General features: G+C 65.4%; 23 protein-coding genes and 1 pseudogene. 18 read left to right on the plus strand and 6 right to left on the minus strand.

The genetic code is table 11. The features are described 5' to 3' along the window. Nucleotides 1-3: 3 nt before the first annotated feature. From ACUCV0_RS16520 to solA, 6 genes and pseudogenes are all read left to right on the plus strand, one after another. A complete protein-coding gene (locus ACUCV0_RS16520) occupies nt 4-1,203 on the plus strand; it encodes a CaiB/BaiF CoA transferase family protein (protein ID WP_482213167.1) in 1,200 nt (399 codons plus the stop codon). Then, nucleotides 1,200-2,063, plus strand: a complete 864-nt coding sequence (locus tag ACUCV0_RS16525; protein WP_482213168.1) for an HpcH/HpaI aldolase/citrate lyase family protein — start codon at nt 1,200-1,202, stop codon at nt 2,061-2,063. The genes ACUCV0_RS16520 and ACUCV0_RS16525 overlap by 4 nt, the downstream gene beginning before the upstream one ends. A 91-nt stretch (nt 2,064-2,154) precedes the next feature. Further along, entirely contained in the window at nt 2,155-3,156 is a 1,002-nt protein-coding gene (locus tag ACUCV0_RS16530) for a TRAP transporter substrate-binding protein (RefSeq protein WP_271654744.1), read from the plus strand. Between the two features lie 55 nt (nt 3,157-3,211). Further along, entirely contained in the window at nt 3,212-3,853 is a 642-nt protein-coding gene (locus ACUCV0_RS16535; RefSeq protein WP_271654745.1) for a TRAP transporter small permease, read from the plus strand. Next, nucleotides 3,850-5,123: pseudogene (locus ACUCV0_RS16540) on the plus strand (TRAP transporter large permease). Before ACUCV0_RS16535 ends, ACUCV0_RS16540 begins: the two are co-directional and overlap by 4 nt. A 292-nt stretch (nt 5,124-5,415) precedes the next feature. Continuing rightward, nucleotides 5,416-6,585, plus strand: coding sequence for an N-methyl-L-tryptophan oxidase (gene solA / locus ACUCV0_RS16545; RefSeq protein ID WP_482213169.1), 1,170 nt, complete (start codon nt 5,416-5,418; stop codon nt 6,583-6,585). On the opposite strand, the gene ACUCV0_RS16550 is transcribed toward solA, so the two are convergent. Continuing rightward, entirely contained in the window at nt 6,582-7,238 is a 657-nt protein-coding gene (locus ACUCV0_RS16550; RefSeq protein ID WP_271654748.1) for an ion channel, read from the minus strand. The two genes, solA and ACUCV0_RS16550, sit on opposite strands and share 4 nt — an antisense overlap. 89 nt (nt 7,239-7,327) lie before the next feature. Next, a complete protein-coding gene (locus ACUCV0_RS16555) occupies nt 7,328-8,560 on the minus strand; it encodes an MFS transporter (RefSeq protein ID WP_059314782.1) in 1,233 nt (410 codons plus the stop codon). 178 nt (nt 8,561-8,738) lie between these two features. On the opposite strand from ACUCV0_RS16555, the gene ACUCV0_RS16560 reads away from it, so the two are divergent. Together ACUCV0_RS16560 and ACUCV0_RS16565 are read left to right on the plus strand one after the other, a co-directional pair. Beyond that, nucleotides 8,739-9,191 carry a MarR family winged helix-turn-helix transcriptional regulator gene (locus ACUCV0_RS16560; RefSeq protein ID WP_059314783.1) on the plus strand — a complete coding sequence of 151 codons (453 nt, stop codon included), beginning with the start codon at nt 8,739-8,741 and terminating at the stop codon, nt 9,189-9,191. Between the two features lie 49 nt (nt 9,192-9,240). Continuing rightward, nucleotides 9,241-9,504: a hypothetical protein gene (locus tag ACUCV0_RS16565; RefSeq protein ID WP_271654749.1), complete on the plus strand. Its 264-nt coding sequence runs from the start codon at nt 9,241-9,243 to the stop codon at nt 9,502-9,504. Nucleotides 9,505-9,511: 7 nt separating this feature from the next. Here the strand turns inward: ACUCV0_RS16565 and ACUCV0_RS16570 are convergent, their stop codons facing one another. After that, nucleotides 9,512-10,711 carry an MFS transporter gene (locus tag ACUCV0_RS16570; protein ID WP_482213170.1) on the minus strand — a complete coding sequence of 400 codons (1,200 nt, stop codon included), beginning with the start codon at nt 10,709-10,711 and terminating at the stop codon, nt 9,512-9,514. Nucleotides 10,712-10,873: 162 nt separating this feature from the next. Here ACUCV0_RS16570 and ACUCV0_RS16575 point away from each other — a divergent pair, with 162 nt between their 5' ends. Next, on the plus strand, nt 10,874-12,544 hold the full coding sequence (locus ACUCV0_RS16575; protein WP_482213171.1) for a methyl-accepting chemotaxis protein: 1,671 nt from the start codon (nt 10,874-10,876) through the stop codon (nt 12,542-12,544). Between the two features lie 18 nt (nt 12,545-12,562). Here ACUCV0_RS16575 and ACUCV0_RS16580 read toward each other — a convergent pair whose 3' ends face one another. Together ACUCV0_RS16580 and ACUCV0_RS16585 are read right to left on the minus strand one after the other, a co-directional pair. Then, entirely contained in the window at nt 12,563-13,594 is a 1,032-nt protein-coding gene (locus ACUCV0_RS16580; RefSeq protein WP_482213172.1) for a GGDEF domain-containing protein, read from the minus strand. 152 nt (nt 13,595-13,746) lie between these two features. Next, nucleotides 13,747-14,520 (minus strand): IclR family transcriptional regulator, encoded by a 774-nt coding sequence (locus ACUCV0_RS16585; RefSeq protein ID WP_482213173.1) that lies wholly within the window; start codon nt 14,518-14,520, stop codon nt 13,747-13,749. A 98-nt stretch (nt 14,521-14,618) separates the two neighbouring features. Between ACUCV0_RS16585 and hmgA the strand changes: the two genes are divergently transcribed. After that, nucleotides 14,619-15,941: a homogentisate 1,2-dioxygenase gene (gene hmgA / locus ACUCV0_RS16590; RefSeq protein WP_482213174.1), complete on the plus strand. Its 1,323-nt coding sequence runs from the start codon at nt 14,619-14,621 to the stop codon at nt 15,939-15,941. Beyond that, nucleotides 15,938-17,236 (plus strand): fumarylacetoacetase, encoded by a 1,299-nt coding sequence (gene fahA / locus ACUCV0_RS16595; protein ID WP_482213175.1) that lies wholly within the window; start codon nt 15,938-15,940, stop codon nt 17,234-17,236. The genes hmgA and fahA overlap by 4 nt, the downstream gene beginning before the upstream one ends. A 3-nt stretch (nt 17,237-17,239) precedes the next feature. On the opposite strand, the gene ACUCV0_RS16600 is transcribed toward fahA, so the two are convergent. Continuing rightward, a complete protein-coding gene (locus ACUCV0_RS16600; protein ID WP_482213176.1) occupies nt 17,240-17,722 on the minus strand; it encodes an Lrp/AsnC family transcriptional regulator in 483 nt (160 codons plus the stop codon). 148 nt (nt 17,723-17,870) lie between these two features. On the opposite strand from ACUCV0_RS16600, the gene ACUCV0_RS16605 reads away from it, so the two are divergent. The 7 genes from ACUCV0_RS16605 to ACUCV0_RS16635 all read left to right on the plus strand — a co-directional run bounded on the left by ACUCV0_RS16605 (nt 17,871) and on the right by ACUCV0_RS16635 (nt 26,073). After that, a complete protein-coding gene (locus ACUCV0_RS16605; protein ID WP_482213177.1) occupies nt 17,871-19,967 on the plus strand; it encodes an alpha-ketoacid dehydrogenase subunit alpha/beta in 2,097 nt (698 codons plus the stop codon). Nucleotide 19,968: 1 nt separating this feature from the next. Continuing rightward, nucleotides 19,969-21,228 carry a dihydrolipoamide acetyltransferase family protein gene (locus ACUCV0_RS16610; RefSeq protein ID WP_482213178.1) on the plus strand — a complete coding sequence of 420 codons (1,260 nt, stop codon included), beginning with the start codon at nt 19,969-19,971 and terminating at the stop codon, nt 21,226-21,228. Between the two features lie 102 nt (nt 21,229-21,330). Beyond that, nucleotides 21,331-21,969, plus strand: coding sequence for a maleylacetoacetate isomerase (gene maiA, locus ACUCV0_RS16615; RefSeq protein ID WP_323148056.1), 639 nt, complete (start codon nt 21,331-21,333; stop codon nt 21,967-21,969). A 137-nt stretch (nt 21,970-22,106) separates the two neighbouring features. Beyond that, nucleotides 22,107-23,186, plus strand: a complete 1,080-nt coding sequence (gene hppD / locus ACUCV0_RS16620) for a 4-hydroxyphenylpyruvate dioxygenase (RefSeq protein ID WP_482213179.1) — start codon at nt 22,107-22,109, stop codon at nt 23,184-23,186. Nucleotides 23,187-23,276: 90 nt separating this feature from the next. After that, nucleotides 23,277-24,365, plus strand: a complete 1,089-nt coding sequence (locus ACUCV0_RS16625; RefSeq protein WP_482213180.1) for a CdaR family transcriptional regulator — start codon at nt 23,277-23,279, stop codon at nt 24,363-24,365. Nucleotides 24,366-24,452: 87 nt separating this feature from the next. Next, nucleotides 24,453-25,589, plus strand: coding sequence for a glycerate kinase (locus ACUCV0_RS16630; RefSeq protein WP_482213181.1), 1,137 nt, complete (start codon nt 24,453-24,455; stop codon nt 25,587-25,589). 79 nt (nt 25,590-25,668) lie between these two features. Further along, nucleotides 25,669-26,073 (plus strand): hypothetical protein, encoded by a 405-nt coding sequence (locus ACUCV0_RS16635; RefSeq protein WP_482213182.1) that lies wholly within the window; start codon nt 25,669-25,671, stop codon nt 26,071-26,073. The last annotated feature ends 22 nt before the right edge of the window (nt 26,074-26,095 follow it).

Here is a 26,095-nt window from a genome sequence, read left to right on the forward strand (position 1 = left end):
AAGATGGCTGTCGAAAAACCTCGTCCCCTGGATGGCATCACGGTCGTGAGTCTCGAACATGCGATCGCCGCGCCGTTCTGCTCCCGGCAACTGGCTGACCTGGGCGCCCGGGTCATCAAGATCGAGCGGCCAGGCAGCGGCGACTTCGCCCGCGGTTATGACGAGCGCGTCGCGGGTCTCGCCTCCCACTTCGTCTGGACCAACCGCTCCAAGGAGAGCGTGGCCCTGGATCTCAAGCAGGACGACGCCCTGGCCGTGCTGGACAAGCTGCTTGCCCAGGCCGATGTCCTGTTGCAGAACCTGGCGCCGGGCGCGGCGAGTCGGCTGGGGCTGAGCTTCGAGGCGCTGCGTCAGCGCTTCCCCCGGCTGATCGTCTGTGACGTGTCCGGCTATGGCGCCGGTGGCAGCTACGAACGCAAGAAAGCCTATGACCTGCTCATTCAAAGCGAGGCGGGCTTTCTCTCGGTGACGGGTGGCCCTGAGGATGACCAGTTGGCCAAGGCTGGCTGCTCGATCGCCGACATCGCGGCCGGGATGTATGCCTACAGCGGCATCCTCTCGGCCCTGCTGCTGCGGGAGCGGACCGGGGAGGGCAGTCGCGTCGAGGTCAGCATGCTGGAGAGTCTCGTGGAGTGGATGGGCTATCCGCTGTACTACGCGTACGCGGGTATGCCCGCACCTGCACGCGCCGGTGCCGCTCACTCGACCATCTACCCCTACGGCCCCTTTCCGGCCGGCGATGGCGGCACGGTGATGCTGGGCCTGCAGAACGAGCGGGAGTGGCAGCTGTTTTGCGAGCAGGTGCTATTGCAGCCGGAACTGGCCGCGGATCCGCGGTTTTCCGCCAACTTCAAGCGCTCGGCGAATCGGGGCGTCCTGCGTGCTCTGATCGTCGAGGCTTTCGCGCAGCTCAAGACCGAGGAGGTCATTGCCCGTTTGGAGCGCGCGCAGATCGCTAATGCCCAGGTGAACGACATGGCGGCGGTCTGGGCGCATCCCCAGTTGCGTGACCGCGATCGCTGGCGTGAGGTCGGCAGCCCGGCCGGTCCCTTGCCGGCGTTGTTGCCCCCGGCTAGCAACAACGCCTTCGACCCCCGCATGGACCCGGTTCCTGGCCTGGGCGAGCACACCGAGGCGGTGCTGCAGGAGCTTGGATATGACACGGCCGCGCTGGACGCGCTGCGCCAGCGAGGTGTGCTATGACCGAGGCTGTCGACCTCAGGCCAGACGACCCTCGCTCTGCCCTGTTCGTACCGGCGACCCGCCCGGAGCGAATCGCCAAGGCCCTGGCCAGTGGCGCCGATGCGGTGATCGTGGACCTGGAAGATGCGGTTGCCGAAGCCGCCAAGACGGCGGCGCGCGCTGACCTCGAACAGGCACTGCTCGCAGCGCCTGAGCTCAGGGTCTGGGTGCGCATCAATTCCGCCGCTCACCCGGCGCACGGCGCGGACCTGGCGCTGTGCCAGCGGCTGGAGCAGGTGCGCGGGGTGGTGCTGCCAAAGGCGGAAAGCGCCGCCCAGATCGACCACGTCTTGGCCGTGACGGCCAAGCCCGTCTGGCCGATCATCGAGAGCGCCTGCGGCCTGGATCGCCTCAAGGAGATTGCCAAGGCTGCCGGGGTGGAGCGCCTGGTACTCGGCGGTCTGGACCTCGGCCTCGATCTCGGCCTTGAAAGTGGTACGGCGGCAGCGGAACGGCTGCTGGATCAGGCACGCTTCCGGCTCCTGCTGGAAGGGCGACTGGCCGGGCTGCCTGCGCCGCTGGACAGCGTCTTTCCGGCCATCGACGACTTGCCTGGTCTGGCAACGGCCACCCGCAGTGCCCGCGACCAGGGCTTCGGTGGCCTGCTGTGCATTCATCCCCGCCAAGTCGCCGTGGTGCACGACACCTTGACCCCGACGCAGACGGAAATCGACTGGGCACAGCGGGTGATCGCCGCGAGTCAGGGGGACCTGGGGGTCTTCGTCGTCGATGGAAAAATGGTCGATGCGCCGGTCATAGGGCGTGCACAGCGGCTGCTAAGGCGCCTCGGACGAACATTGTCCAGTGTTAGGCAGAGCTGAAGGCCCTGTTGGGCAATGATGAATTCCCCCCTGGTAAGGGGGCGCGTTAAATAACCCCGACCTGATTACAAAAACAAGATGAGGTGTCGCCATGCCCACATTTCCCTTCAAGACGCTGTTCTGTGCCGCCGTGTTTTCCTTCGCCGGTTCGCTGCACGCTGCAGATGAAGCCCCCATCACCATCAAATTCGCCCACGTCGTCGCCGAACACACGCCCAAGGGGCAGGGCGCAGTGCTGTTCAAGAAGCTGGCGGAAGAACGCCTGCCCGGCCGGGTGAAGGTCGAGGTCTATCCCAACTCCTCGCTGTTCGGCGACGGCAAGGAGATGGAGGCCCTGCTGCTGGGCGATGTCCAGATGCTGGCGCCCTCGCTGGCCAAGTTCGAGCATTACGCCAAGGCGGTGCAGGTTTTCGATCTGCCGTTCCTGTTCGATGACATGGCTGCGGTCGACCGCTTCCAGGCCGGTCCTCAGGGCAAGGCGCTGCTGACCAGCATGGAAGGCAAGGGCATCACCGGTCTGGCCTACTGGCACAACGGCCTCAAGGTGCTCTCGGCCAACAAGCCACTGCGTGAGCCCAAGGATGCCCGCGGCTTGAAATTCCGCGTGCAGGCGTCCGCCGTCCTCGACGAGCAATTCAAGGCCTTGCGCGCCGCGCCCCGCAAGATGAGTTTCGCCGAGGTGTACCAAGGCCTGCAGACCGGGGTCGTCAATGGCACCGAGAACACCTGGTCCAACTACTACAGCCAGAAGGTCCATGAGGTTCAGCCCTATTTCACCGAGTCCAACCACGGCCTGATCGACTACATGGTCATCACCAACACCAAGTTCTGGCAGGGCCTGCCCGAGGACGTGCGCACCGAGCTGAACAAGGTGATGGGCGAAGTCACTGTCGAGGTGAACCGCCAGGCCCAGGCGCTCAACGACGAAGCCCGCAGCGCCATCGCCAAGGCCGGCACCAGCGAGATCATCGAGCTGACCCCCGCGCAACGCGAGGATTGGCGCAAGGCCATGCAGCCGGTCTGGAAGAAGTTCGAAGGTGAGATCGGCAGCGAGGTGATCGAGGCGGCGGTCAACGCCAACAAAGCCAGCTGAAGACCCGCGAGCGCTTCTTCCTTTCGTCCCCTGTCAGTGGTTGTCGGAGGTTCGTATGTCCGCCGTGACACGTCTTTGGGGCCGGCTAGAGGAGGCGCTCGTCGCCTTCCTGCTGGCGGTCATGACCCTGATCACCTTCGTCTACGTGGTGGTCAACAACGTTTACGCCGTTTTCTATTATCTCGCCGATCGCATCGCCTTCCTGGAAAGGCCCTTGTTCGCCCTGGGAGACGGCATCCTCTTCATCTCCCAGGAAATGACCTGGAGCATCGCCCTGACCAAGGCCGTGTTCGGCTGGCTGATCTTTATCGGCCTAGCCTGGGGCGTGCGCATCGGCGCCCACCTGGGGGTCGATCTGCTGGTCAAGACCTTTCCTCCCGGCCTGCGCAAGGCGGTTGCCTTGGTGGCGGTCGGCATCTGTATCTTCTATTGCGGGCTGATGACCTACTCCAGTCAGCAATGGGTGTCCGCCCTGATGACCGCCAACATCGGCGCCGAGGACCTCGATCGTTTCGGCCTGCGCCAGTGGCACATCGTGATGATCGTACCGATCGGCTTCGCGCTCATGCTGATCCGCTTCCTCGAAGTGTTCCTGCGCATCCTGCGCAACGAGCAGACCGGCTTCGGTGGACACAGTGAAGCCGAGGACGCCCTCAAGCTCGTCGACGGGCAGCACGGCACGGAGCGCCAGCCATGACCATCACCTTCCTGTTCCTTGCGCTGTTCGTCCTCATGTTCATCGGCATTCCGGTGGCCATTTCACTGGGCCTTTCCGGTGCCCTCACCATCCTGCTGTTCAGCAACGACTCGGTGCGCTCGCTGGCCATCAAGCTGTTCGAGACCAGCGAGCACTACACCCTGATGGCCATTCCGTTCTTTCTCCTGGCCGGCGCCTTCATGACCACCGGCGGGGTGGCCCATCGGCTGATCGAGTTTGCCAACGCCTGCGTCGGCCACATCAGGGGCGGCCTGGCCATCGCCGCGATCCTGGCGTGCATGCTGTTTGCAGCCCTCTGCGGCTCCTCGCCGGCGACCGTCGCCGCCGTAGGTTCCATCGTCATCGCTGGCATGGTTCGTTCGGGCTACAAGCGCGAATTCGCTGCCGGCATCGTCTGCAATGCCGGCACCCTGGGAATTCTCATTCCGCCCTCCATCGTCATGGTGGTCTATGCGACGGCGACGGAATCCTCGGTGGGCAAGCTGTTCATGGCGGGTGTGGTGCCGGGATTGCTGCTGGGGCTGGTGCTGATGGTGACCATCTACGTCATCGCCCGCATCAAGAACATTCCGGCGCTGCCGCGAGCGTCCTTCCAGGAGGTGCTGCGCACCGGCCGGCGTGCCATCTGGGGTCTGATGCTGATCGTGATCATCCTCGGTGGCATCTATTCAGGCATGTTCACGCCCACGGAGGCGGCGGCGGTATCGGCGATCTATGCGGCCATCATCGCCGTCTTCGTGCACAAGGACATGAATGCCATCGGGTGCTGATCGATGCGGGCAAGCTGACCGTGGTGCTGATGTTCATCATCGCCAACGCCATGCTGTTCGCCCATGTCCTGACCACCGAGCAGATTCCCCAGTCGATCACCCGCTGGGTGGTAGACCAGGGCTTCTCGCCGGTGGAGTTCCTGATCGTGGTGAACATCGTGCTGTTGATCGCCGGTACCTTCATGGAGCCATCAGCGATCATCCTCATCCTGGCGCCCATCTTGTTCCCGATCGCGGTACAGCTAGGTATCGATCCGATCCACCTGGGGATCATCATGGTGGTCAACATGGAGATCGGCCTGATCACACCGCCGACAGGACTCAACCTGTTCGTTACCTCAGCGGTGACCGGCATGCCGCTGACCACCACCATCAAGGCCGTTTCCCCCTGGCTGCTGGTGATGCTGGCCTTCCTGATCCTGGTGACCTACGTGCCCTATGTGTCCCTCGCCTTGCCTAATTGGTTGGGCATGACCTGAGGTGGAGGAGGGTGGCGGTGTGAAGGAGTTCGGTGATCATTCACCGGACTCCTTGCTTTGCTGATGATGGCGGCGCCCTGAGCACATTCACTGGCCTAGCCGTTTTGGTGCCTACTCCCTCAAGATCGATCCAGCTTAATACCACCCCTGGTATTACTGGATTTCAATTAACCATCTCCCTGCAATGGCGGTTTATCAAGACGATCAGGATCCTGTCTCGGATTCCGGCCTTGGCCCTGGGCGACCCGTCTTGATAGCGTTCGATCCTTGAGCAGAAAAGGCAGGGGATAAAATGACCATCGCGACTTATGACGTCGTTGTTGTCGGGCTAGGCGCCATGGGCGCGGCCACGCTCTATCAGTTGGCCAAGCGTGGGGTGAGGGTCGCAGGTATTGATCGCTATTCACCGCCCCACGACCTGGGCTCAAGCCATGGGGCGACCCGGATCACCCGCCAGGCGGTGGGCGAGGGAGCGGCTTATGTTCCGCTCGCGATCCGCTCGCAGCAGCTCTGGCGCGAGCTGGAAGCGGAGCAGGGCGTCAATCTCTTCGAGCAGTGCGGCGTCTTGATCATGACGGCCACGACCACGGCCACCTCCCACCACGGCCGCCCGGACTTCACCCGGACCACCCTGGAGCTGGCTCGTCAATACGGCATCCAGCATCAGCAGTGGGATGGCGCCACCATCCGCCAGCGCTTTCCCCAATTTCGCGTCGCGGACGACGCCCTGGGCTACTTCGAACCGGGTGGTGGCTACCTCTACCCGGAAGCCTGCATCCAGGCGCAGCTAAACGCGGCTCGGGAGCGGGGTGCGCAGATTCATATCGATACCGTCATCGAGGGTCTTGAGCAAGACGAGGAGGGCGTGCGGCTGCATTCGGCGCAAGGCAGCTGGCGAGCCAAGCGGGTCATCGTCGCGGCTGGCATGTGGAGCTCCGAGCTGCTGGGTGCGTCTTTCGACCGGCTGCTGCGCGTCTGCCGTCAGACTCTGCACTGGTTCGAAGTCGCCAATCCCACGCTGTTTCCGCCTGATTCACCCAGCTTCGTCCTGGCCCACGGCAGCGGCGACAGCGATCTCTTCTATGGCTTCCCACCCTTGCCGGATGAAAACGCCATCAAGGTCGCCACGGAACAGTATCAAGATAATACCACCCCTATGGGGATTGATAGATTTTCTCATCCTGATGAATCGAGCCAGCTGTTCAGTAATCAAGTGGGAAGGTGGATTGGCGGTCTCTCTGCGCGGGCAGTGCGCAGTGCCGTCTGCGCCTACACCGTCACCCCGGATTTCGGCTTCATCATCGACGAACATCCGAGGCTGCCCGGCGTGACCGTGGTCAGCGCCTGTTCGGGACATGGCTTCAAGCACTCGGCAGCGCTGGGCGAGGCGCTCGCCCAGCGGGTGACCACCGGGCGCAGCGACATCGATCTCGGCAGCTTCTCCCTGGCGCGATTCGGCTAGCGGCTGCGTACGGTGAGGGTCACCAGGCGGGTGACCACCAGTGCGATGTACATGACGCCGGAGAACTGGCCCAGCATGACCAGTGAGCGCGCCATCGGCTTGACCGGATAGATATCGCTCAGGCCGACGCCTGAAAGGATGGCGAAGCTGACGTAGAGCAGCTCCGTCCAAGTCCGTGCGGCCATGGGGTCGTTGGCGGCGGTGAAGCTGTTCGGCTGGAGGATCTGGCAGGCCGAGTAGGCGTGAGCGAAGGCCCAGGCCAGCAGCGTGAAGGTCGCGCCTACCGCGAAGAGTTCATCGGTGGTCGCGCGCTGGTCTTCCATCATGTAGGCGATGAGACTGCCGGCAGCATAGAAATAGAAGATCGCGTCGAGAATGGCCAGGGACACCACCAGGTGCCGATCGCCATGCCATTCCACCAGTACCGTGAGCACCAGGATGCAGCCGGCGAGGATAAAGCCCAGCCACTGGATGGTCGGGCTGCGGCGCACCATGCGCAGCGCCGTGGCCAGGACGATGATGCCGAAGGCACCGATGATGGCGCGCCCGTGCTCTTCCTGTTCCACGAAGGGATACAGGAGCAGACCGAGCAACTGGATGAACAGCAGGTTGGCGGAGGGGTAGCGGACCAGGTAGTGCAGCGGGCTCTTCATCGCGACTCGGCGGATGGCTCAGGGGCGGCCAGCGTAGCGGGTGCCGAAGCGGTTAGCCACGGGAGCTTGGGCCTCCCGTGGCGCCGTCGTCAGCTGGCCTTGCGGCGAGTGGAGGGCAACAGGATGGTGAGCACGCCCAGCAGCGGCATGTAGGAGCACAGCTGATACACGTACTCGATGCCGCGATGGTCTGCCAGATTGCCCAGGCCCGCCGCGGCGATGGCACTGAAGCCGAACATCAGACCAAAGAAGATCCCGGCGATCATGCCCACGTTGCCTGGCACCAGTTCCTGGGCGTAGACCACGATAGCCGAAAACGCCGAGGCCAGGATGAAGCCGATGATGACGCTAAGCACACTGGTCCAGAACAGGTCGACGTAGGGTAGGGCAAGGGTGAAGGGCGCAGCCCCCAGAATCGAGAACCAGATGACCGCCTTGCGGCCGATACGATCACCAATGGGGCCGCCAAAAAAGGTGCCCGCCGCGACGGCGCCGAGAAACAGGAAGAGGTGCAGCTGGGAGCTGGCCACCGACAAGCCGAAGCGCTCGATCAGGTAGAAGGTGAAGTAGCTGGTGATGCTGGCCATGTAGATGTACTTGGAGAACACCAGCAGCGCCAGAATGATCAGTGCAAAGGTCACGCGCCGGCGCGACAGACCATGACTCACGGGAGCCGCCTTGCGTCCCTTGGCGCTGCGCAGGTGGTTGCGGTACCAGCGTGACAGCCCGTATTGCACGCCGATGGCGAACAGAGCGAAGACCGCGAACCAGGCGACATGGGTCTGGCCGTAGGGAATGACGATGGCCGCCGCCAGCAGCGGTCCGATGGCCGTGCCGGCATTCCCACCCACCTGGAAGGTGGATTGCGCGAGGCCGAAGCGGCCTCCCGAGGCGAGGCGTGCCACCCGCGATGTCTCGGGATGGAAGGTGGACGAGCCGACTCCGATCAGGGCCGAGGCGGCCAGGATGGCCGGAAAACTGCCGACGAAAGCGAGCAGCAGCACGCCGATCAGGGTGCAGACCATGCCGGCGGGAAGCAGATAGGGTTTGGGATGGCGATCGGTATGGAAACCGATCCAGGGCTGCAGCAGGGACGCGGTGATCTGAAAGGCCAGGGTGATGAGGCCGATCTGGGTAAAAGTCAGACCATAGCTGTCTTTGAGCATCGGGTAGATGGACGGCAGGACAGACTGGATCAGGTCGTTGATGAGGTGGGCAAGGGCACAGGAGGCAAGAATACCGGCCACCAGGGGCGAGGCGCCGGCCACGGCGGCGGTCGGGGTTTCGCCAGGCGACGCTGGCGCGGCAGAGGAAACGGCCATGCAGGTATTACCCTTATTATTTATGTCCAGCCGCTCACTGTGGCATCCTGTGCTATCGGAATCCAGTGCCAGTTACCGAATGTTTCTGGTAGCTGACGCCTAGTAACCACGGTCTTCACCCTGGTTTGGGTCGTTGGCACTGTCCATTCTTTTCACGCTTTTTGTAATGGCAAATCCCATGACAGCCAAAGATCCACTGCTTCTCGACCAACAACTGTGCTTTTCCCTCTATTCGGCTTCGCTCGCGATGACGCAGCTCTACAAGCCTCTGCTCGAGAGCATGGGGCTGACCTTTCCGCAGTACCTGATCATGCTGGTGCTCTGGGAGCACGACGGCCTCACGCTCAAGGAATTGTCCAACCGCCTGCGCCAGGACTCGGGCGCCCTGACCCCGGTGGTCAAGCGCCTCGAAGCGGCCGGACTGGTCACGCGGCGCCGCAGCGCGGAAGACGAGCGCAACCTGTCGATCGAGCTCACGCCCGCCGGACGCGCCCTGCGGGAGCAGGCCAGCGGCGTCAACAGCCAGGTCCGGGAAGTCTGCGCCCTGGGTGATGCCGGCCTGGATGATCTGCGGGAAACCCTGGTCATGCTGCGCAATCGCCTGGACGAAGAAGGCACGTCGAGCGCCTGAACCATCGGCGGGTGAGCGGTTCCCATGGCTACAGCCGCCGGGAGTTTGTATGACCTTCACCTATCAGCCCGACCAAGATTATCTGCTCGTGGATCTCACCAGCGGGCGTACAGCGGGCAAGTTGCTGCGCGGCGAGCTGCATATCGCCGAGAGCTGCCATGGCGAGGATCCACGGACCTACGCATGCCTGTCGGATGAAACCCTGCGCAGTACCCTGGGCGACGAAGTCGGCCAGCGCGAGGGGGATATTTTGACTTTGCGCCGTACCGGCATCCGCTTGCGCCTGGTGCCTTTGGAGCTCGCCTGCGACTAGGATCGTTTCAGCGTGGACGCTCGCGGTTGCCGAAGAGCCTCCTGAACAGCCAGGCGACCAGCGCCATGTTGACCAGCGCCAGCAGGCAGAGCAGCCCCAGCACGGCCCGAGGGCCGTGGTGCTCCAGCAGGTAGCCGCACAGCAAGGGGGTAGCCGCCTGGCCGAGCAGCGCTGGGCGCGCCATCCGCCCCAGGACGGTGGCGTAGTCCGCGGGACTCCAGAGCACCAAGGGCAGGGCGCCGCGAATGATGGCCCTGAGGCCATTGCCTGCGCCAAAGATCACCAGCCCCGTCACCGTGACCCAGATGACTGCGGGTCCCAGGGTAACCAGCAGCAGTCCGGCCGCCGTGCAGACTACCGAGGCCAGGGCCGTCCACAGGGGATGTCCGTTGCGGTTCAGCAGGTCGATGATCCGCGAAGCCACCTGGCTTGGGCCCAGGCAGGCACTCAGGGCTACCGCGCTTGCCAGGCTGTAGCCAATGCCTTGCAGCAGGGTGATCAATTGGATGGAGATCGCCGTCATCAGCACCGCACCCAGGGTGAACAACGCCGTGAGCACCGTGTACAGCGCCTGGTTCACCGGGGCGGATGGCGCGGCTGCCTGGGTCGAACGTGCGACCGATCCCTTGGCTACGGGCTCGGGCAAGGCGCGACGGTAGAGCGGCCAGATGGTCAGCAGCAGGACCGCGGCATAGGCCAGGCAGGCGCCGCGCCAGCCAAGGTGGGTGACCAACAGCGCCGCGACGGGCCAGGTGATGGCGGTGCAGAAGCCGGATACCAGGGTGATGCCGCTGATCGCCGAGCGTGCCTGGGCGCCATAACAGGTGCCGAGGGTCGCAAACAGCGCATCGTACAGACCGGCGGCCATGCCGATGCCCATCACCACCCAGGCCAGCAGGAACAGCGGCAGATGCTGGGCACTGGCCATCAGGATCAAACCAGCCGCCACGCCCAGGCCGCTCAGCGACAGCAGCGTGCGCCCGCCCCGGCGAGCGATCAGCCGCCCACAGGCCGGTGCCAGCAGCCCGGAGACCAGCACGCCAAGGGAGAGGCCGCCATAGACCCATTGGCGAGACCAGCCGGTTTCCTGTACCACCGGATCGGCGAGCACCGCGAGAATGAAGAAGGAGCCGCCCCAGACCAGAATCTGGCCGATGCCGAGCAGCAGGATCTGGAAGGTCGAAGCCTTGGATGGCGCAAGAGACATGGGTGCGGCGATAGGGGAAGCGAGTGGAGGTTGCGGACCTTAGCCCCAGTAGCCAAGGCCTGCAATCGTCAGATCTTTATTCGGGACGGCAGTTTGTAATCAATCCGACATCTCGCTTGCCTAGGCTGCTCCGCTCGACCGTCTTTCTGCAGTGGCGCCTCCATGTTTCGTTTCCTCGCACGCTTTCGCCGTCCGTCCCGCCGCTCCTGGCTGAGAGTCCTCAAGACCGGCCCGCGAATGCTATGCTCCTTTACCTTCGCGGCCGTACTGCTCGCCGGGCTCGGCAGCTTTTCCCTGTGGGAGATGCAGCAGTTGCGCCGTCAGGCCCTGAGCATGGAGCAGGACTGGTTGCCGAGCATCGCCATCGCCGATTCCCTGGCGATCAATCTTGGCAAGCTGCGCAATCAGGCCTCGGTGGTCCTGCTCAACGCCGAGGATCCGGGCGCCGTGGCCATGAGCAGGATCACCCTGGAGCAGCTGGTCAACGAGACCAATCAGCTGTTTCGCGACTATGAGCCGGTGATCACCGATGCCACCGAGGGCGATTCGATCAAGGCGCTGCACGAGGCCTATCTGCCATTCGTGGACGGTCTGCGCGAGGAAGTACAGCTGATCGAGCAGCAGAAGATCCCGGCCGCGCGGATGCAGCTGGATACCGTGGTGGGCCTCAAGGGCGATCTGATGGACATGCAGGTGCAGCTCCTGCGCGAGCTGAACAAGCAGGGCGCCGCCCAAGCCAGGGAGGTGGCCAACGTCCAGTTCATCCAGGCTCGCGCCATCGTCTGGTCGGTGATCGGTGGCGCCATCGTGCTATTGCTGCTGCTGGCCTGGCGCCTGACCCGTAGCGTGGTGCAACCGCTGCGCCAGGCGCTGGAGATCTCCAGTGGCATTGCCGCGGGTGACCTGCGCCAGACCATTGAGGCCAAGGGCCGTGACGAGGCGGCCCAGCTGCTGCTGACGCTGGAGCGCATGCAGGGCAATCTGCGCGAGGTACTGGTACACACCGGCAATGCCTCCGAGCAGCTGGCGTCGGCGTCGACACAGATGAGTGCGGTGATGGACGAAAGCTGCCGCAGTCTGGAGCAGCAGACCGCCGACATCCAGGATGCGGCCAATGCGGTCACTCAACTGAACCAGGCGGTTCAGGCCGTGTGCGAGCACGCGACGTCCACCTCTGCCGAATCACGGCTCTGCGTCGAGCAGGCCCAGCAAGGCCAGGCGCAGGTCCAGCAGACCCTGGTGGCCATTACCCAGTTGGTGGGCAATGTGGATGAAGCCGCCGCCCAGGCCGATCATCTGGCCGAGCAATCCAAGGGCATCAGCAAAATGCTCGACGTGATCCGCAACGTCGCCGAGCAGACCAATCTGCTGGCGCTCAACGCCGCCATCGAAGCCGCCCGTGCGGGTGATGCCGGGCGCGGCTTCGCCGTGGTGGCCGACGAGGTGCGAGGCCTGGCGCGGCGCACCGGCGAGTCCACCCGGGAAATCGAAGGCCTGATCGACGGCGTGCAGCAGGTGAGCGAAAAGACCGTGATCGCGCTCGATCACAGTCGCATCCAGGCCAGCCATACCCGCGAGCAGGCAGAGGCGACCTGGCAGGTGCTGGAGGGCATCACCCAGGCGATCACCGCGATCGGTCAGCGCAACGACGCCATCGCGGCCGCCACCGAAGAGCAGACCGCCACCACCGCGGCGGTCGACCGTAATCTGACGCTGATCCGGGATGCGGCGACCCAGACCTCTGCCGGTGCCCAGCAGACCAGTGCCAGCAGCCAGCAGCTGTCGAGCCTGGCCGCCGATCTGCACGGCGCCCTGCAGCGTTTCGAGGTCTAGGGCGCGAGCGGCGTTGCTTCAGGCCGCCAGCATCACCCGGTCGCGGCCTTCCTGCTTGCCGCGATAGAGCGCTTGATCGGCGCGCTCCAGGGCGCTGGCGAAGGCTTCGCAGTCACGGATCTCGCAGACCGCCAGCGTCGCCGTGACCCGCGTGGGACCGCGTTCAAGGGACTGGGTGACCTCGCCTAGCCGCTGGCGAATCCGTTCCGCTACGCTCCAGGCCACTTCGGTCCGGGCCTGGGGTAGCAACACCAGGAATTCCTCACCACCCCAGCGCGCAGCCAGATCCGTATGCCGGACCTCGCAGCGGATGACATCGGCGATCCGCTGCAGCACCAGATCGCCGCAGTCGTGGCCGAAGCGGTCGTTGATGTGCTTGAAGTGATCCACATCGAACAGGATGAGGCTGCCGTTCACGCCGGCTTGCTGCTCCGCCTGGTGAAGAATGCGCCGACGGTTGTACAGGTTGGTGAGGCTGTCGTGGCTGGCGGAATGCAGGAGATCCAGCTGCATCTTGGTGCTGTGATGGAAAGAGGCACCGGTGCCGTAGAGCAGCAGGACCAGGGCGCAAATGATGTTGACCGTGCCGAACAGCTTGATCGCCAGGGGCGCCAGGCTGGTGGCGGGATGCAGCAGGTAGCCACCCGCCAGGGTCACCAGGATGCCGATCACCAGCAGCAGGTGGCGTATGGGCGCGGTGCGGTAGTTGTAGATGACGATTGGCAGGATGCACAGTACGTAGTAATGGAAATTACTGTCCCAGCCCAGCTGCCAGGTGGCGATCCAGGCGTGGGCGACTATCTCACAGCTCATCGTCAGGCTGGCGACGCGATAGCGACGCTGACGCAGGGCCGCCAGGCAACCCACGTAGGCCGCCACGCTGCACACGTTGGCCCAGGCCATCAGGGCCTGGTCGAGCAGGACGAAAACCACCAGCAGGGCGACGTGGATGCACATGGCCGCCTGGACCACGGGCTTGGCCACGTCCCAGAAACGTTCGAGCGAATGCTCCAGGGCCTGGTTGCGATCGCGATGGGAAAGAGCACTCATGAAGGGTCACCAGAAAGCAGTGCGCCAATGATAAACGCGCTAAATAATAAGCTTAATGGCAAACGGCCAGCCTGAGTAATCCTTTAGCCGAATGGAGTAGAGAAAGGGCTCAATGGAGCTTGCCGAGCCCTCTGCTCACCGCGCAGGCCGGCCTAGCCGCCCAGGCGGGCGCTGATGGCCTGGGCAGCGGCCTCGAGGCGGGACGCGGCCTCACCTTCGGTATCCGCGGTGAAACCAGGGGCCGCACCTACCACCGTCAACACCCCCGCGAGGCTTCCGCCGACGCCCAGCAGCGGTGCGGAGAGCGCGTTGACGCCGGCCATCAGCAGGCCATGCACGGGCTGGAGGCGGGTTTCGCGCAGTCGGCGAGTGCTGTCGTCCAGGCTGGCAGGCGAGGGGGCCTGCGGCTGCCGAAGTTCTTCTTCCCGCAGCGCGGCGGTCTCGGCATCTGGCAAAAAGGCGTTGAACACCAGGCCCGTGGAGGAGCCGAGCAAGGGCAGCACCGAGCCGACCTGGGTCACCAGGGTAACGGCGCGGACTGCCTGCTCGACCAGAACCACGGTTGGTCCCTTGTTGCCCCAGACCGCCAGGAAGCAGGTCTCGCCGACCTCGTCGCGCAACGCCGCCAGCACGGGCGCGGCCAGTTTCACCACGTCCAGGCGGCCCAATGCCGCGAGGCCGACGAACAGCGCGGCCTGGCCGAGGCCGTAGTGGTTGGTTCGCGGATCCTGCTCGGCGAAGCCACTGGCCATCAGCGCCTGCAGATAGCGGTGGACCTTGCTCGCCGGCATGTCCAGGTGACTGGCCAGGCGTGAAAGCGAGGTGGAGGGCGCCAACTCGGCGAGCGCCTTGAGGATGTCGGTACCGACTTTCGCGGCCTGGACCTTTTGCCGCCGTGGCGGGGCTTCTTCGGAGGTATTCGTCATCTGCTCGACCGACTGGGTAAAGGCAGCGTTATAGCTTGACGCTCTCCTGGGTTCAATTTACTTTTTGCGTAAACCTGTTACGCAAATAGGTGATCCAGTTGAACGTACAACGAGAAGAAGATAGGTCAGCGACCTACCAGTCGGGCTTCGGCAACCACCTGAACTCGGAAGCCTTGCCCGGCGCGCTGCCGATCGGGCAAAACTCACCACAGCAGGCACCTTTCGGCCTCTATGCCGAGCAGCTGTCCGGTACCGCCTTCACCGTGCCGCGTGCCGAGGCGCGTCGCTCCTGGCTGTATCGGCTGAGGCCCTCGGCGGCTCACGGCCGCTTCCTGCGTTCGACGAGGCAGCTGACCGGAGATGAACCGGGCGAGGCGACGCCGAATCGGCTGCGCTGGAATCCCTTGCCGTTGCCGACAGCCCCTACCGATTTCCTGGACGGCTTGGAACGGCTCGTGGCGACCGCCGCGGGTGATCAGGCCGAAGGCGCGAGCATCTATCGCTATGCTGCCAACATCTCCATGACGCGGGTGTTCTACGACGCCGATGGTGAATTGCTGATCGTGCCGGAATTGGGCCGACTCGATCTGGTCACCGAACTCGGTCTGTTGCGCATCGAGCCGCTGCAGATCGCGGTGATTCCGCGCGGGATGAAATTCCGCGTGGAGATCCCCGAGGGCGGACCGGTCCGCGGTTATGTCTGCGAGAACCACGGGCGCTGCCTGCGGCTGCCCGAGCTGGGGCCCATCGGCAGCAACGGCCTGGCCAATCCGCGGGATTTCCAGGCACCCGTGGCACGTTTCGAAGATCGGGACGTGCCGACGCGCCTGGTACAGAAGTTTCTCGGCGAGCTCTGGGAAACCGAGCTGGACCACTCGCCCCTGGACGTGGTCGCCTGGCACGGCAACAACGTGCCCTACCGCTACGATCTGCGCCACTTCAATACCCTGGGCACGGTCAGCTTCGATCACCCGGACCCTTCGATCTTCACGGTGCTGACCGCTCCGGGCACCAGCGAAGGCATGGCCAACATCGACTTCGTGATCTTTCCGCCACGCTGGATGGTGGCCGAGCACACCTTTCGCCCACCCTGGTTCCATCGCAACCTGATGAACGAATTCATGGGCCTGATCCAGGGCGCCTACGACGCCAAGGCCGATGGCTTCGCGCCGGGCGGGGCGTCCCTGCATGGCTGCATGAGCGCCCATGGCCCGGATCACCTCTCGACGCAGAACGCCATCGCCGCGGAGCTGCGTCCGCACAAGATCGAGAACACCATGGCCTTCATGTTCGAAACCGGTCGCGTCCTGCGGCCAACCCGTCACGCGCTCGCCTCGCCGCAGCTGCAGCCTGACTATGACGCCTGCTGGGCCGATCTGGCCAAGTCCTTCGTGGCACCTTCCGGAGTACCGCAACCATGACCGCCGATGGACTCAGCTGGGTCGACTCGGCCAATGATCATCCCGATTTTTCCCTGCACAACCTGCCCCTGGGCGTGTTCAGTCGCGGCCAGGAGACGCCGCGTGGCGGGGTGGCCGTGGGTGATTTCATCCTCGATCTGCGCTTCGCCCTCGAAGCCGGGCTGTTCCAGGGCGAGGCGCAGCGGGCCGCGGAACTGGCTGGCGAGGAGACGCTGAATGCCTTCTTCGCTGCAGGCAAGGCGACACGGATCGCCCTGCGCCAGGCGGTGCAGGCGCTGCTGCGGGCCGATCATCCGCAACGTGACCAGCTCCTGGAACTGGGTGAGCACTTGCTGCCCCCCCAGAGTGCCTGCCGGATGCACCTGCCGGCGCGCGTGGGCGACTACACCGATTTCTATGTCGGCATCCATCATGCCACCCAGATCGGTCGGCTATTCCGCCCCGACAATCCGCTGTTGCCCAACTACAAGCACGTGCCCATCGCCTACCACGGGCGCGCCTCGACACTGGGCGTCTCCGGCGAAGCCTTCAAGCGCCCCAGGGGCCAGACGCTGCCGCCCGGACAGGAGGCGCCCGTCTTCGGACCCTGTCGCCGGCTGGACTACGAGTTGGAACTGGGCATCTGGATCGGGCCGGGCAATGCCCAGGGCGAGCCCATCGCCATCGCTGATGCGGCGGAGCATATCGCTGGTTTCTGTCTGCTCAACGACTGGTCGGCGCGGGATATCCAGGCCTGGGAATATCAACCTCTGGGTCCCTTCCTGTCGAAGAGCTTCGCCAGCACCCTGTCACCCTGGGTGGTGACCGCAGAAGCCCTGGCGCCTTATCGCACGGCGCAACCGGCGCGACCGGCCGGTGATCCACAGCCGTTGCCCTATCTGTTCGACGAGGACGATCAGGCCGGGGGCGCCCTGGATATCGAGCTGGAGGTGCTGCTGCACACACCGCTCATGGCGCAGCAGGGGCTACCCGCCCAGCGTATCGCCCTGAGCAACACCCTGAACATGTACTGGACCGTGGCGCAGATGGTGGCCCATCACACGGTCAATGGTTGCGCCCTGAATCCGGGGGACTTCTTCGGCTCCGGCACTCTGTCCGGTCCGGACGCGGGCAGCTGCGGCAGCCTGCTGGAAGTCACCCAAGGCGGCAAACAGCCCCTGCAGCTGCCCGGCGGTGAAACCCGCACCTTTCTGGAGGACGGCGACGAGGTCATTCTCAGGGCACGCTGCCGCAAGCCCGGCCTGCCTGCGATCGGCTTCGGCGAGTGCCGCGGCCGGGTGCAGGCGGCGGACTAGGCGTCAGCCCAGCTGATCGAGGGGCAGGGGTGAGGGACGTTTGATCTCGCGCAACACCACGGCGGAACGGATCTCGCTCACCCCCGGCAACTTGAAGATGACGCTGTGCAGAAAGGCGTCGTAGCTGGCGATGTCGGCGGTGACCACCTTGAGCAGGTAGTCGGCCTGACCGGTGGTGCTGAAGCATTCGATGATGGCGGGGCAGTCCTGCACCGCGCGCTCGAATTCCTCCACCACGTTTTCCACGTGGCGTGACAGGTTCACCTCGGCCAGCACACAGGTGGCCAGCCCGACACGAGTGCGGTCGACCACCGTGGTATAGCCCTGGATGACGCCGTCCTTCTCCAAGGTCCTGAGCCGTTTCCAGGTGGGCGTGGTGGACAGGCCGATGCGCTGGGACAGGTCCTGGACCGAGAGGCGGCCGTCCTGCTGCAAGGCGGCGAGAATTTTCAGCGAATAGCTGTCGCGAGTAGATTCATTTTTCATTTGTTGTTTTCCGTACCTGCTCTTGCTCCGATTATGCGTTTTCCGAGAAAACGGAAAAGCACTTTCTCCGCCCCGGCTCTTACCATCCTGTCCTAGGGATTCGGCGCGCCCGCCGCCGGCACCGCACTCACCACAGGACAAGAACAAGATGACGGTGATTCAGAAGAAGCCTCGCCAGGCCGCGCCTGTACCGGCAGCGCCTGCTCCTCACGCCGCCTATGACTGGCAGCGGGTGGCCTACCTGATGCTGGTCTCGCGCGCCCTCGACGAACTGGAGGAAACGCGGCTGGTGCCCGAGCGCAAGGTGCTCTACCAGTTTTCCGCGCGCGGCCATGATCTGGCGCAGATTCTTTTGGGCCTGTCCCTCACCGATGTCCACGACGCGGCCTGCGGCTACTACCGCTCGCGGCCGATGCTGCTGGCGCTCGGGGTGGACCTGGCCGACGCCCTGGGGTCGTCCATGGCCCGCGCCGGGGGCTATTCCGACGGTCGCGACATCGGTGTGGTGTTCAATCATCCCAATGTGGGGGGTGCCACGGCGCTGCCCATGTGCGGCGGCGTCGGTGCCCAGTACACGCCCACCGCCGGCTGGGCCCAGGCTGTCGAGTACCGCGCCCGGGTGATGGGCGACGCGAGCTTTGCCCGCTCCATCAGCGTGGTGATGGGCGGCGATGGCTCGGTCGCCACCAACGGCTTCTGGTCCGCCCTGACCATCGCCACCACCCAGAAGCTGCCCATGTTGTTCTACATCGAGGACAACGGCTTCGGCATCTCCGTCCCCTCGACCTTCCAGACCCCGGGCGCGGATATCGCCCGGAACCTCGCCAGCTTTCAGGGTCTGCATGTGCTGTCTGGCGACGGTTGCGATCCCCAGCAGAGCGCGGCCCTGATCCAGCAGGCCATCGCCCACGTGCGCGACCGCCAGGGTCCCTGCCTGCTGCGGCTCAAGGTGCCTCGCCTGCAGGGGCATAGCTTCCAGGACACCCAGGCCTACAAGAGCGCGGCGACGGTGAAACGCGAGTGGTCGCGCGATCCCTTGCCGCGCCTGCGCGATTTCCTGGTGCCGGCGAGCCTGTCGGCGCATGCCTGGGAGGCGCTGGAACGTTCCGCCCACGAGGCCGTCGAGGCGGCGCGGGAAGCGGCCGAAGCCAGACCGGTCAGCGATCCGCAGCAGGTGACCCGCCACGTGTTCTTCGAGGGTGAACCGCAGCTCCGGGGTGGCCAGCATCCCGAAGGCTATGTGCCGCCACCGGTCAGCGAAACACCCACCCCCGCAGGCCAGCGACTGAACATGGTCGCCGCCATCCGCCGCACTCTTGATCACGAATTGGCGGTGAACGAACGGATCGCGCTGTTCGGAGAGGATGTCGGACCCAAGGGCGGTGTACATGCGGTGACCCTGGGGCTGCAGGAGAAGTACGGTGCCGAGCGCGTCTTCGACACCAGCCTGTCGGAGGAGGGCATCATCGGCCGGGCGGTGGGCATGGCCTTGGCGGGGCTGATGCCGGTGCCGGAGATCCAGTTCCGCAAGTATGCCGACCCGGCGATGGAGCAGATCAACGACTGCGGCACCATGCGTTGGCGTACTCATAACCGCTTCGCCGCGCCCATGGTGGTCCGCATCCCCGGCGGCTTCTTCAAGTGCGGCGATCCCTGGCACAGCCAGACCAACGAGGTCCAGTTCGTGCACTCGCCCGGTTGGCGGGTCGCGGTGCCGTCCAATGCCGAGGATGCCGTCGGCCTGCTGCGTACGGCCCTGAGGGGCAATGACCCGGTGATCTTCTTCGAGCACCGCGCCATGCTCGACGCCGCTTCGGCGCGGCGGCCCTATCCTGGTGACGACTTCGTGCTGCCCTTCGGCAAGGCGCGCACGGTGGTAGCCGGCGACGCCCTGACGCTGGTGACCTGGGGAGCCATGGTAGAGCGCTGTGAGGCCGCCGCCGAGGGTCGCTCGGTAGAGGTCATCGACCTGCGCACCCTGATGCCCTGGGACCGCGAGGCGGTACTGGCCTCGGTCAACCGCACCCATCGGTGCCTGATCGTCCATGAGGATCTGGGCACGGCCGGCTTCGGCGCTGAAATCGCCGCTGTGGTCGCCGAGCAGGCCTTTCTGCAACTGGACGCCCCCGTGGCCCGGCTGACCATGCCCGACATCCCCAGTCCGCATCATCCGACGCTGATGGAATTCGTCTTGCCTTCGGTAGCGCGGATCCAGGCCAAGATCGACGAACTGGTGGGGTTCTGACATGAACGATCTGACCGTGCAGAACCCGCCAACGGTGGAGATCCGCGCGCCGCTGGAGCGCGATGGCACCAGGGCCGAGGTCCGCCGCTGGTTGAAGGAGAGCGGTGAGCCAGTCGCCAAGGACGAGCCCGTGGTCGAGCTGGAGACCGACAAGGTGGTGGTGGAGGTCGCCGCACCGGCGGCCGGTATCCTGGAGATACTTGAGGCGGCGGGCGGCGACGTCGAACCGGGGGCCGTACTCGGCCGTATTGGCGCGGGCGCAGGGCAGTCGCTCGAACCCCAGCCGGCGCCAAATGCGGAAGCCCCGCCATCGTCAGAGAGCGAGCGGGTCCGTTTCGATCCCGCGTTGCGCTTGTCGCCGGTGGTGCGCCGCCTGCTGGCGGAGCACCACCTGGACCCGGAGGCGCTGGCGGAGCAGGGCACCGGGCGCGACGGCCGCCTGACCCGCGAGGACGTGCTCAAGGTCATTGCCGAGCGCACGCAGCCGGCAGGAAAACAGCCGGTGCCAGCGGTCACCGAGGAAGCCGCACCGGAACGGCCGGCGCCGTCAGCGGGTCCCCGCGTGGCCGCTCAGGTCCCGCACAGCACCCTGCGCCGGACCATCGCCCAGCGCCTGCAACAGTCGGTGACGGTCGCGCCCCATGTGACGACCGTCTTCGAAGCCGACTTTACCGCCGTCGAGGCGCACCGGCGTCGCCACAAGCCGCGGTTCGCGGAACAGGGCGTACGGCTGACCCACACGGCCTACCTGGTCATGGCCGCCGTGACGGCCATGCGCCGGGTGCCGGAGGTGAACAGCCACTGGCATGACGACTACCTGGAAGTGTTCGCCGATGTGAACCTGGGCATAGGCACCGCCCTGGGGGAGCAGGGGCTCATCGTGCCGGTCATCCACCAGGCGCAGGGGCTGTCGCTGCTGGGCATCGCCACCCGCCTGCAGGAGCTGACCAATGCCGCACGCGGCGGCTTCCTCCGGCCGGAAGAGGTCCGCGGCGGCACCTTCACCCTGTCCAATCACGGCGTCTCCGGTTCGCTGCTGGCCACGCCCATCATCATCAACCAGCCGCAGTCCGCCATTCTGGGCGTGGGCGCCCTGGAAAAGCGCGTGGCAGTACGAGAGATCGAGGGTATCGACACCTTCCAGGCGCGGCTCAAGGCCTATGTATCCCTGACGATCGACCATCGGGTGCTGGATGGCAGTCAGGCCAATGCCTGGTTGACGCGCTTCATCGAGGTGATCGAAGGCTGGCCGCTGGAGTAGCGACCAGCCTTGACAAGACGCACGCAGCAGGAGCAGATTCCACTTAACGTAATTCAATTACGCAAAAACAAGAAATGGTAAGGCGATCGCGGGGCAGCCCTGATGGACCTCTACACCTATTACCGCTCGAGCTCGTCCTACCGGGTCCGCCTCGCGTTGGCCCTGAAGGGGCTCGACCATCGCGCCGTGCCGGTTAATTTGCTGAGCGACGAGCAGCGCCAGCCCGCCTACCGCGCGCTCAACCCCCAGGGGCGGCTGCCCAGCCTGCGCCTCGACGGCGGCGAAGTCCTGAACCAGTCACCCGCCATCATCGAATACCTGGAAGAACGCTATCCAGCGGTGCCGCTGCTGCCGCCGGATCCACTGCTGCGCGCCCGCCATCGCGGTATCGCGGCCCTGATCGGTTGCGATATCCACCCACTGCATAACGTCTCGGTGCTCAATCGCCTGCGCGGCCTGGGCCTGGATGAACCGGCAATTCTCGACTGGATCGCCCACTGGATAGGCGAGGGGCTGGCCGCGGTGGAGGCGCAGGTCGGCGATACCGGGTTCTGTTTCGGCGCACGGGGGCTGGCCGACGTCTATCTGCTGCCTCAGCTCTATGCCGCGCGGCGTTTCCAGGTGGACCTGTCGGTCTACCCGCGCCTGCTGCGCGTGGAGGCCTTGGCCGCAGCCGATCCCGCCTTTCAACAGGCCCACCCCGCGATGCAACCGGATAGCCCGGAGCGGGTGGCCTCGTGAAATTCCTCGGTTGCCAGCTCCTCCTTGGTGACTTCCTCGCCCGCAGCGTGCGGGGCCTCTCCTGCGCGCCGCCCTTGACCTGGTGCTAGACCGCGTTACCGGCATCGTCCGTCCCGTCGCCAGTCAAGGAGCCAATCATGGCCGATCTGTTTGAGAACCCCATGGGCCTCATGGGTTTCGAGTTCATCGAATTCGCCTCGCCCACCCCGAATGTCATCGAGCCGGTGCTGGAAAGCCTCGGCTTCAGTCACGTCGCCAACCACAGGTCCAAGGACGTGCTGCTGTTCCGTCAGGGCGACATCAACGCCGTCGTCAACCGCGAGAAGACCGGCCATGCGGCCTATTTCGCCTCGGAGCACGGCCCATCCGTTTGCGGCATGGCCTTTCGTTGCCGCGATTCCCACCACGCCTACGCCAAGGCCCTCGAACTTGGCGCCCAGGCGGTGGACATGCCCACCGGCCCCATGGAATTGCGCCTGCCGGCGATCAAGGGCATCGGCGGCGCGCCGCTGTACCTGATCGACCGCTTCGAAGAAGGCAGCTCCATCTACGACATCGACTTCGTCTTTCTGGACGGGGTCGAGCGCAAGCCGGTGGGCGCCGGTCTCAAGGTCATCGACCACCTGACCCACAACGTCTATCGCGGACGCATGGCCTACTGGGCGGACTTCTACGAGCGGCTGTTCAACTTCCGCGAGCTGCGCTATTTCGACATCAAGGGCGAATACACCGGCCTCACCTCCAAGGCCATGACCGCGCCGGATGGCCTGGTGCGCATTCCGCTCAACGAGGAATCCTCGCGCGGCGCCGGGCAGATCGAGGAATTCCTCATGCAGTTCAACGGCGAGGGCATCCAGCATGTGGCCTTCCTCACCGACGACCTGATCGCCACCTGGGATCGCCTCAAGGCCTGCGGTACCCGCTTCATGACGGCACCGCCGGAGACCTATTACGAGATGCTCGAAGGTCGCCTGCCCAACCACGGCGAGCCAGTGGAGGAGCTGAAGTCCCGCGGCATCCTGCTCGACGGCAGCGCCGAAGGTGGCGAGCGCCGGCTGTTGCTGCAGATCTTTTCCCAGACCGTGCTGGGGCCGGTGTTCTTCGAGTTCATCCAGCGCAAGGGCGACACCGGTTTCGGCGAGGGCAACTTCAAGGCGCTGTTCGAATCCATCGAGCGCGACCAGGTGCGACGTGGGGTGCTGAGCACCGCGGAGTAGCGCCTGGCTCCCCGTCGGCTTGCCCAGCGGTGGGGAGGCCTCTAAGGTGACGGCGCGCCATGCAGGCGCTCTTCAACTCTAGAGGTGGCCATGGAACTGAGCCAGACCCTGGCGCAGGAAATCGTCGAGCGCGCCATGCGCATCCTGCCGGGCAACGTCAATGTCATGGATGCGTCCGGGCTGATCATCGGCTCGGGTGATCCCGCACGGTTGTTCACTCGTCATGCCGGGGCGCGTCAGGTGATCGCCGAGGGGCGCGCGGTGGCCCTGGATCGGGCTGCCGCTGCCCGGCTGCCCGGCGCCCAGGCCGGGATCAACCTGCCGTTGTATCGCCAGGGCGAGCTGGTTGGGGTGCTCGGGGTGACAGGCGAAGACACCGAGCAGCTGCGTCTGCCGGCCGAGCTCTTGCGGCTGACGGCCGAAATGCTCATCGAACAGGCAGCCGGGCAGCTGCCCAATACGCCCATCATGACTACGCCCCTGCTGCGTCAGCTGCTGGCACCGGGTGCGACAGTCGAGCTGGGTCGCCATGCCACTCTGCTCGGCCTGAAACCGGACCTGCCGCGGGACGTTTTGCTGTTGGCGTTCGCCAAGCCGGCGCCAGATTTTGGCGACTGGGCACAGCGGCGAGTGCCCGACAGCTGGTGCCTGCCGCGTGAGGACGGTCAGTGGCTCTGGTATCGCCCAGGGGCGGAGGCCCCTGAGGCGCTCCTGGAGGAATTGCCGGCCCAGGGCTGGGCACTCGCACGCAGCGCCTGGATTCCCCAGGCACGGCCTTGGACAGGGCTGGCCGAGACCACCCTGCGCGCGCTGGATCTGCTGGCGGTGGCAAGGCGACTGCGACCGCAACGCCTTCAGGTGCGCCTGGATGACCTGGCCTTGCCGACCTGGTTGCAGGGGCAGGTCTCCCGCACGGACGGCGCCTGGCTGCTGGAACCGCTACTGCGGCTTCGCCAGGCTGATCGAGAGGGTCAGTTGCTGGCGACGTTGCACAGCTGGTTCACCCAGGATGCCAGCCCCCAGGCCTGCGCCGAGGCGCTGGGGCTGCACCGCAACGGCCTGCGTCATCGACTCGATCGTATCCAGGCGCTGACGGGCCGGGATCCACGTCGCTTCGCCGACGCCGCCGAACTGTACTGCGCGCTGCTGCTGATGGATCATCACTGGGCAGACGCCTAGTCATGATCCATCTCTGCTGGGCATTCGTCCTGTTGTAGTGCCGCCTGATCCGGGAAACACTCGGCGCACAACAACGGAGAATCGCTCATGAAGATCGTCATCGCCCCTGATTCCTTCAAGGAAAGTTTGTCGGCCGCCGGTGTCGCCCGCGCCCTGGCCCGAGGTCTGCGCCAGGCCCTGCCGGAGGCGGAGCTGATCGAGTGCCCGTTGGGCGATGGCGGTGAGGGCACCCTGGACGCGGTCCTTGCGGCTACTGACGGCGAGGTGCGCGAGGCGCAGGTGACCGGCCCCCTGGGCGAAGCGGTAACCGCCCGCTGGGGCTGGCTGGCGGAGCAGCGCACCGCCTTCGTCGAGATGGCCAGCGCCAGTGGCTTGGAGCTGGTACCGAAGGCGCGTCGCGATGTCCGGGTGGCGACCTCCCGAGGGACGGGTGAGCTCTTGCAGGCGGCACTGGATGCCGGGGCCGAGCGTCTGGTTCTGGCCATCGGCGGCAGCGCTACCAACGACGGTGGCGCGGGGCTGCTGCAGGCCCTGGGCGCGCGGCTGCTGGATGCCCAGGGGCAAGCGCTGGCACCCGGTGGTGCGGCCCTGGCCAACCTGGTGAGCATCGATCTGGCGGCTCTGCACCCGCGTCTGGCTGAGGTGGCGGTGGTCATCGCCGCCGATGTCGACAATCCGCTCTGCGGCCCCCAGGGGGCCAGCCACGTCTTCGGGCCGCAAAAGGGTGCTTCGCCCGAACAGGTACAGGAACTCGATGGCGCGCTGGCGCATTTCGCCACGATCACCGCCGCCACGCTTGGCCGCGATGTCCGCGAGCAGCCCGGTGCCGGCGCTGCCGGCGGTGTGGGCTTCGCCGCCCTGGCCTTTCTCGGGGCGACCTTCCGCCCCGGTATCGAGGTGGTGGCGGACCTGGTGGGGCTGGAGGAAGCGCTGGTGGGCGCTGATCTGGCGTTGACTGGGGAAGGGCGGCTCGATGGCCAGACCCTGAGGGGCAAGACGCCCGTCGGCGTGCTGCGCCTGGCGCAGCGCCAGGGCGTGCCCGTGGTGGCCGTGGCTGGCTCCCTGGGCGAGGGCTACGACGCCCTCTATGAGCAGGGCCTGACAGCGGCCTTCAGCCTGGTCCCCGGGCCGCTCAGCCTGGACGAGGCGCTGGCCCAGGCCGAGGTACTGCTGGAGCGTACCGCCCGCGACATCGGCCGCCTCTGGCGGACCGCCAGAAGCTGAGGCCAGAGCCCTTCATGATGGCTGGCAGGGCGGCCGGATTTACCTCATGCTGGCGTCCCGTTCTCGATCGATTGCCGTGATGACCCCGACTGCGATCCTGCGTACCGGCCTGCTGTCTTTGGCGCTGGTGCTGCCGCTGCATTCCGCCCAGGCGGTGATTCCCAGCCTCAAGCCCGCCAATACCTGCGTGCGTAGCGCCTTCGTCCTGCGCTGCCAGGACGGGCAGGGAGGCTGGTACGGGGTGATGGTGCAGGGCAATGACACCCTAATGCGCGGCTATGATCCGGTCTCGGGTCTGTCCTGGTCCCAGACCAGCACCCGCCTCGGAAGGCTGCAGTTCTTCAGCGGCCTGACCAGCGACGGCAATCTCTGGCTGGGTCGCACCCGCCAGCTGGGCTGGAACGTCATCAGCCGCTTTTCCACCTCCCAGGGCGACCGCGCCCGCACCAGCTGCAATCGTGTGGCGGGGTGCGAGTGGCGCTAGGTGTCGAGTTGAATGGACCGGG

The organism is Pseudomonas sp. VMV1 (assembly GCF_056790235.1).

Excerpts from the sequence above, each read along its gene's own strand:
- ACUCV0_RS16520 (WP_482213167.1), top strand. The coding sequence starts at position 4 with ATGGCTGTCGAAAAACCTCGTCCCCTGGATGGCATCACGGTCGTGAGT.
- ACUCV0_RS16525 (WP_482213168.1), top strand. The coding sequence starts at position 1,200 with ATGACCGAGGCTGTCGACCTCAGGCCAGACGACCCTCGCTCTGCCCTG.
- ACUCV0_RS16530 (WP_271654744.1), top strand. The coding sequence starts at position 2,155 with ATGCCCACATTTCCCTTCAAGACGCTGTTCTGTGCCGCCGTGTTTTCC.
- ACUCV0_RS16535 (WP_271654745.1), top strand. The coding sequence starts at position 3,212 with ATGTCCGCCGTGACACGTCTTTGGGGCCGGCTAGAGGAGGCGCTCGTC.
- solA (WP_482213169.1), top strand. The coding sequence starts at position 5,416 with ATGACCATCGCGACTTATGACGTCGTTGTTGTCGGGCTAGGCGCCATG.
- ACUCV0_RS16550 (WP_271654748.1), bottom strand. The coding sequence starts at position 7,238 with ATGAAGAGCCCGCTGCACTACCTGGTCCGCTACCCCTCCGCCAACCTG.
- ACUCV0_RS16555 (WP_059314782.1), bottom strand. The coding sequence starts at position 8,560 with ATGGCCGTTTCCTCTGCCGCGCCAGCGTCGCCTGGCGAAACCCCGACC.
- ACUCV0_RS16560 (WP_059314783.1), top strand. The coding sequence starts at position 8,739 with ATGACAGCCAAAGATCCACTGCTTCTCGACCAACAACTGTGCTTTTCC.
- ACUCV0_RS16565 (WP_271654749.1), top strand. The coding sequence starts at position 9,241 with ATGACCTTCACCTATCAGCCCGACCAAGATTATCTGCTCGTGGATCTC.
- ACUCV0_RS16570 (WP_482213170.1), bottom strand. The coding sequence starts at position 10,711 with ATGTCTCTTGCGCCATCCAAGGCTTCGACCTTCCAGATCCTGCTGCTC.
- ACUCV0_RS16575 (WP_482213171.1), top strand. The coding sequence starts at position 10,874 with ATGTTTCGTTTCCTCGCACGCTTTCGCCGTCCGTCCCGCCGCTCCTGG.
- ACUCV0_RS16580 (WP_482213172.1), bottom strand. The coding sequence starts at position 13,594 with ATGAGTGCTCTTTCCCATCGCGATCGCAACCAGGCCCTGGAGCATTCG.
- ACUCV0_RS16585 (WP_482213173.1), bottom strand. The coding sequence starts at position 14,520 with ATGACGAATACCTCCGAAGAAGCCCCGCCACGGCGGCAAAAGGTCCAG.
- fahA (WP_482213175.1), top strand. The coding sequence starts at position 15,938 with ATGACCGCCGATGGACTCAGCTGGGTCGACTCGGCCAATGATCATCCC.
- ACUCV0_RS16600 (WP_482213176.1), bottom strand. The coding sequence starts at position 17,722 with ATGAAAAATGAATCTACTCGCGACAGCTATTCGCTGAAAATTCTCGCC.
- ACUCV0_RS16605 (WP_482213177.1), top strand. The coding sequence starts at position 17,871 with ATGACGGTGATTCAGAAGAAGCCTCGCCAGGCCGCGCCTGTACCGGCA.
- ACUCV0_RS16610 (WP_482213178.1), top strand. The coding sequence starts at position 19,969 with ATGAACGATCTGACCGTGCAGAACCCGCCAACGGTGGAGATCCGCGCG.
- maiA (WP_323148056.1), top strand. The coding sequence starts at position 21,331 with ATGGACCTCTACACCTATTACCGCTCGAGCTCGTCCTACCGGGTCCGC.
- hppD (WP_482213179.1), top strand. The coding sequence starts at position 22,107 with ATGGCCGATCTGTTTGAGAACCCCATGGGCCTCATGGGTTTCGAGTTC.
- ACUCV0_RS16625 (WP_482213180.1), top strand. The coding sequence starts at position 23,277 with ATGGAACTGAGCCAGACCCTGGCGCAGGAAATCGTCGAGCGCGCCATG.
- ACUCV0_RS16630 (WP_482213181.1), top strand. The coding sequence starts at position 24,453 with ATGAAGATCGTCATCGCCCCTGATTCCTTCAAGGAAAGTTTGTCGGCC.
- ACUCV0_RS16635 (WP_482213182.1), top strand. The coding sequence starts at position 25,669 with ATGACCCCGACTGCGATCCTGCGTACCGGCCTGCTGTCTTTGGCGCTG.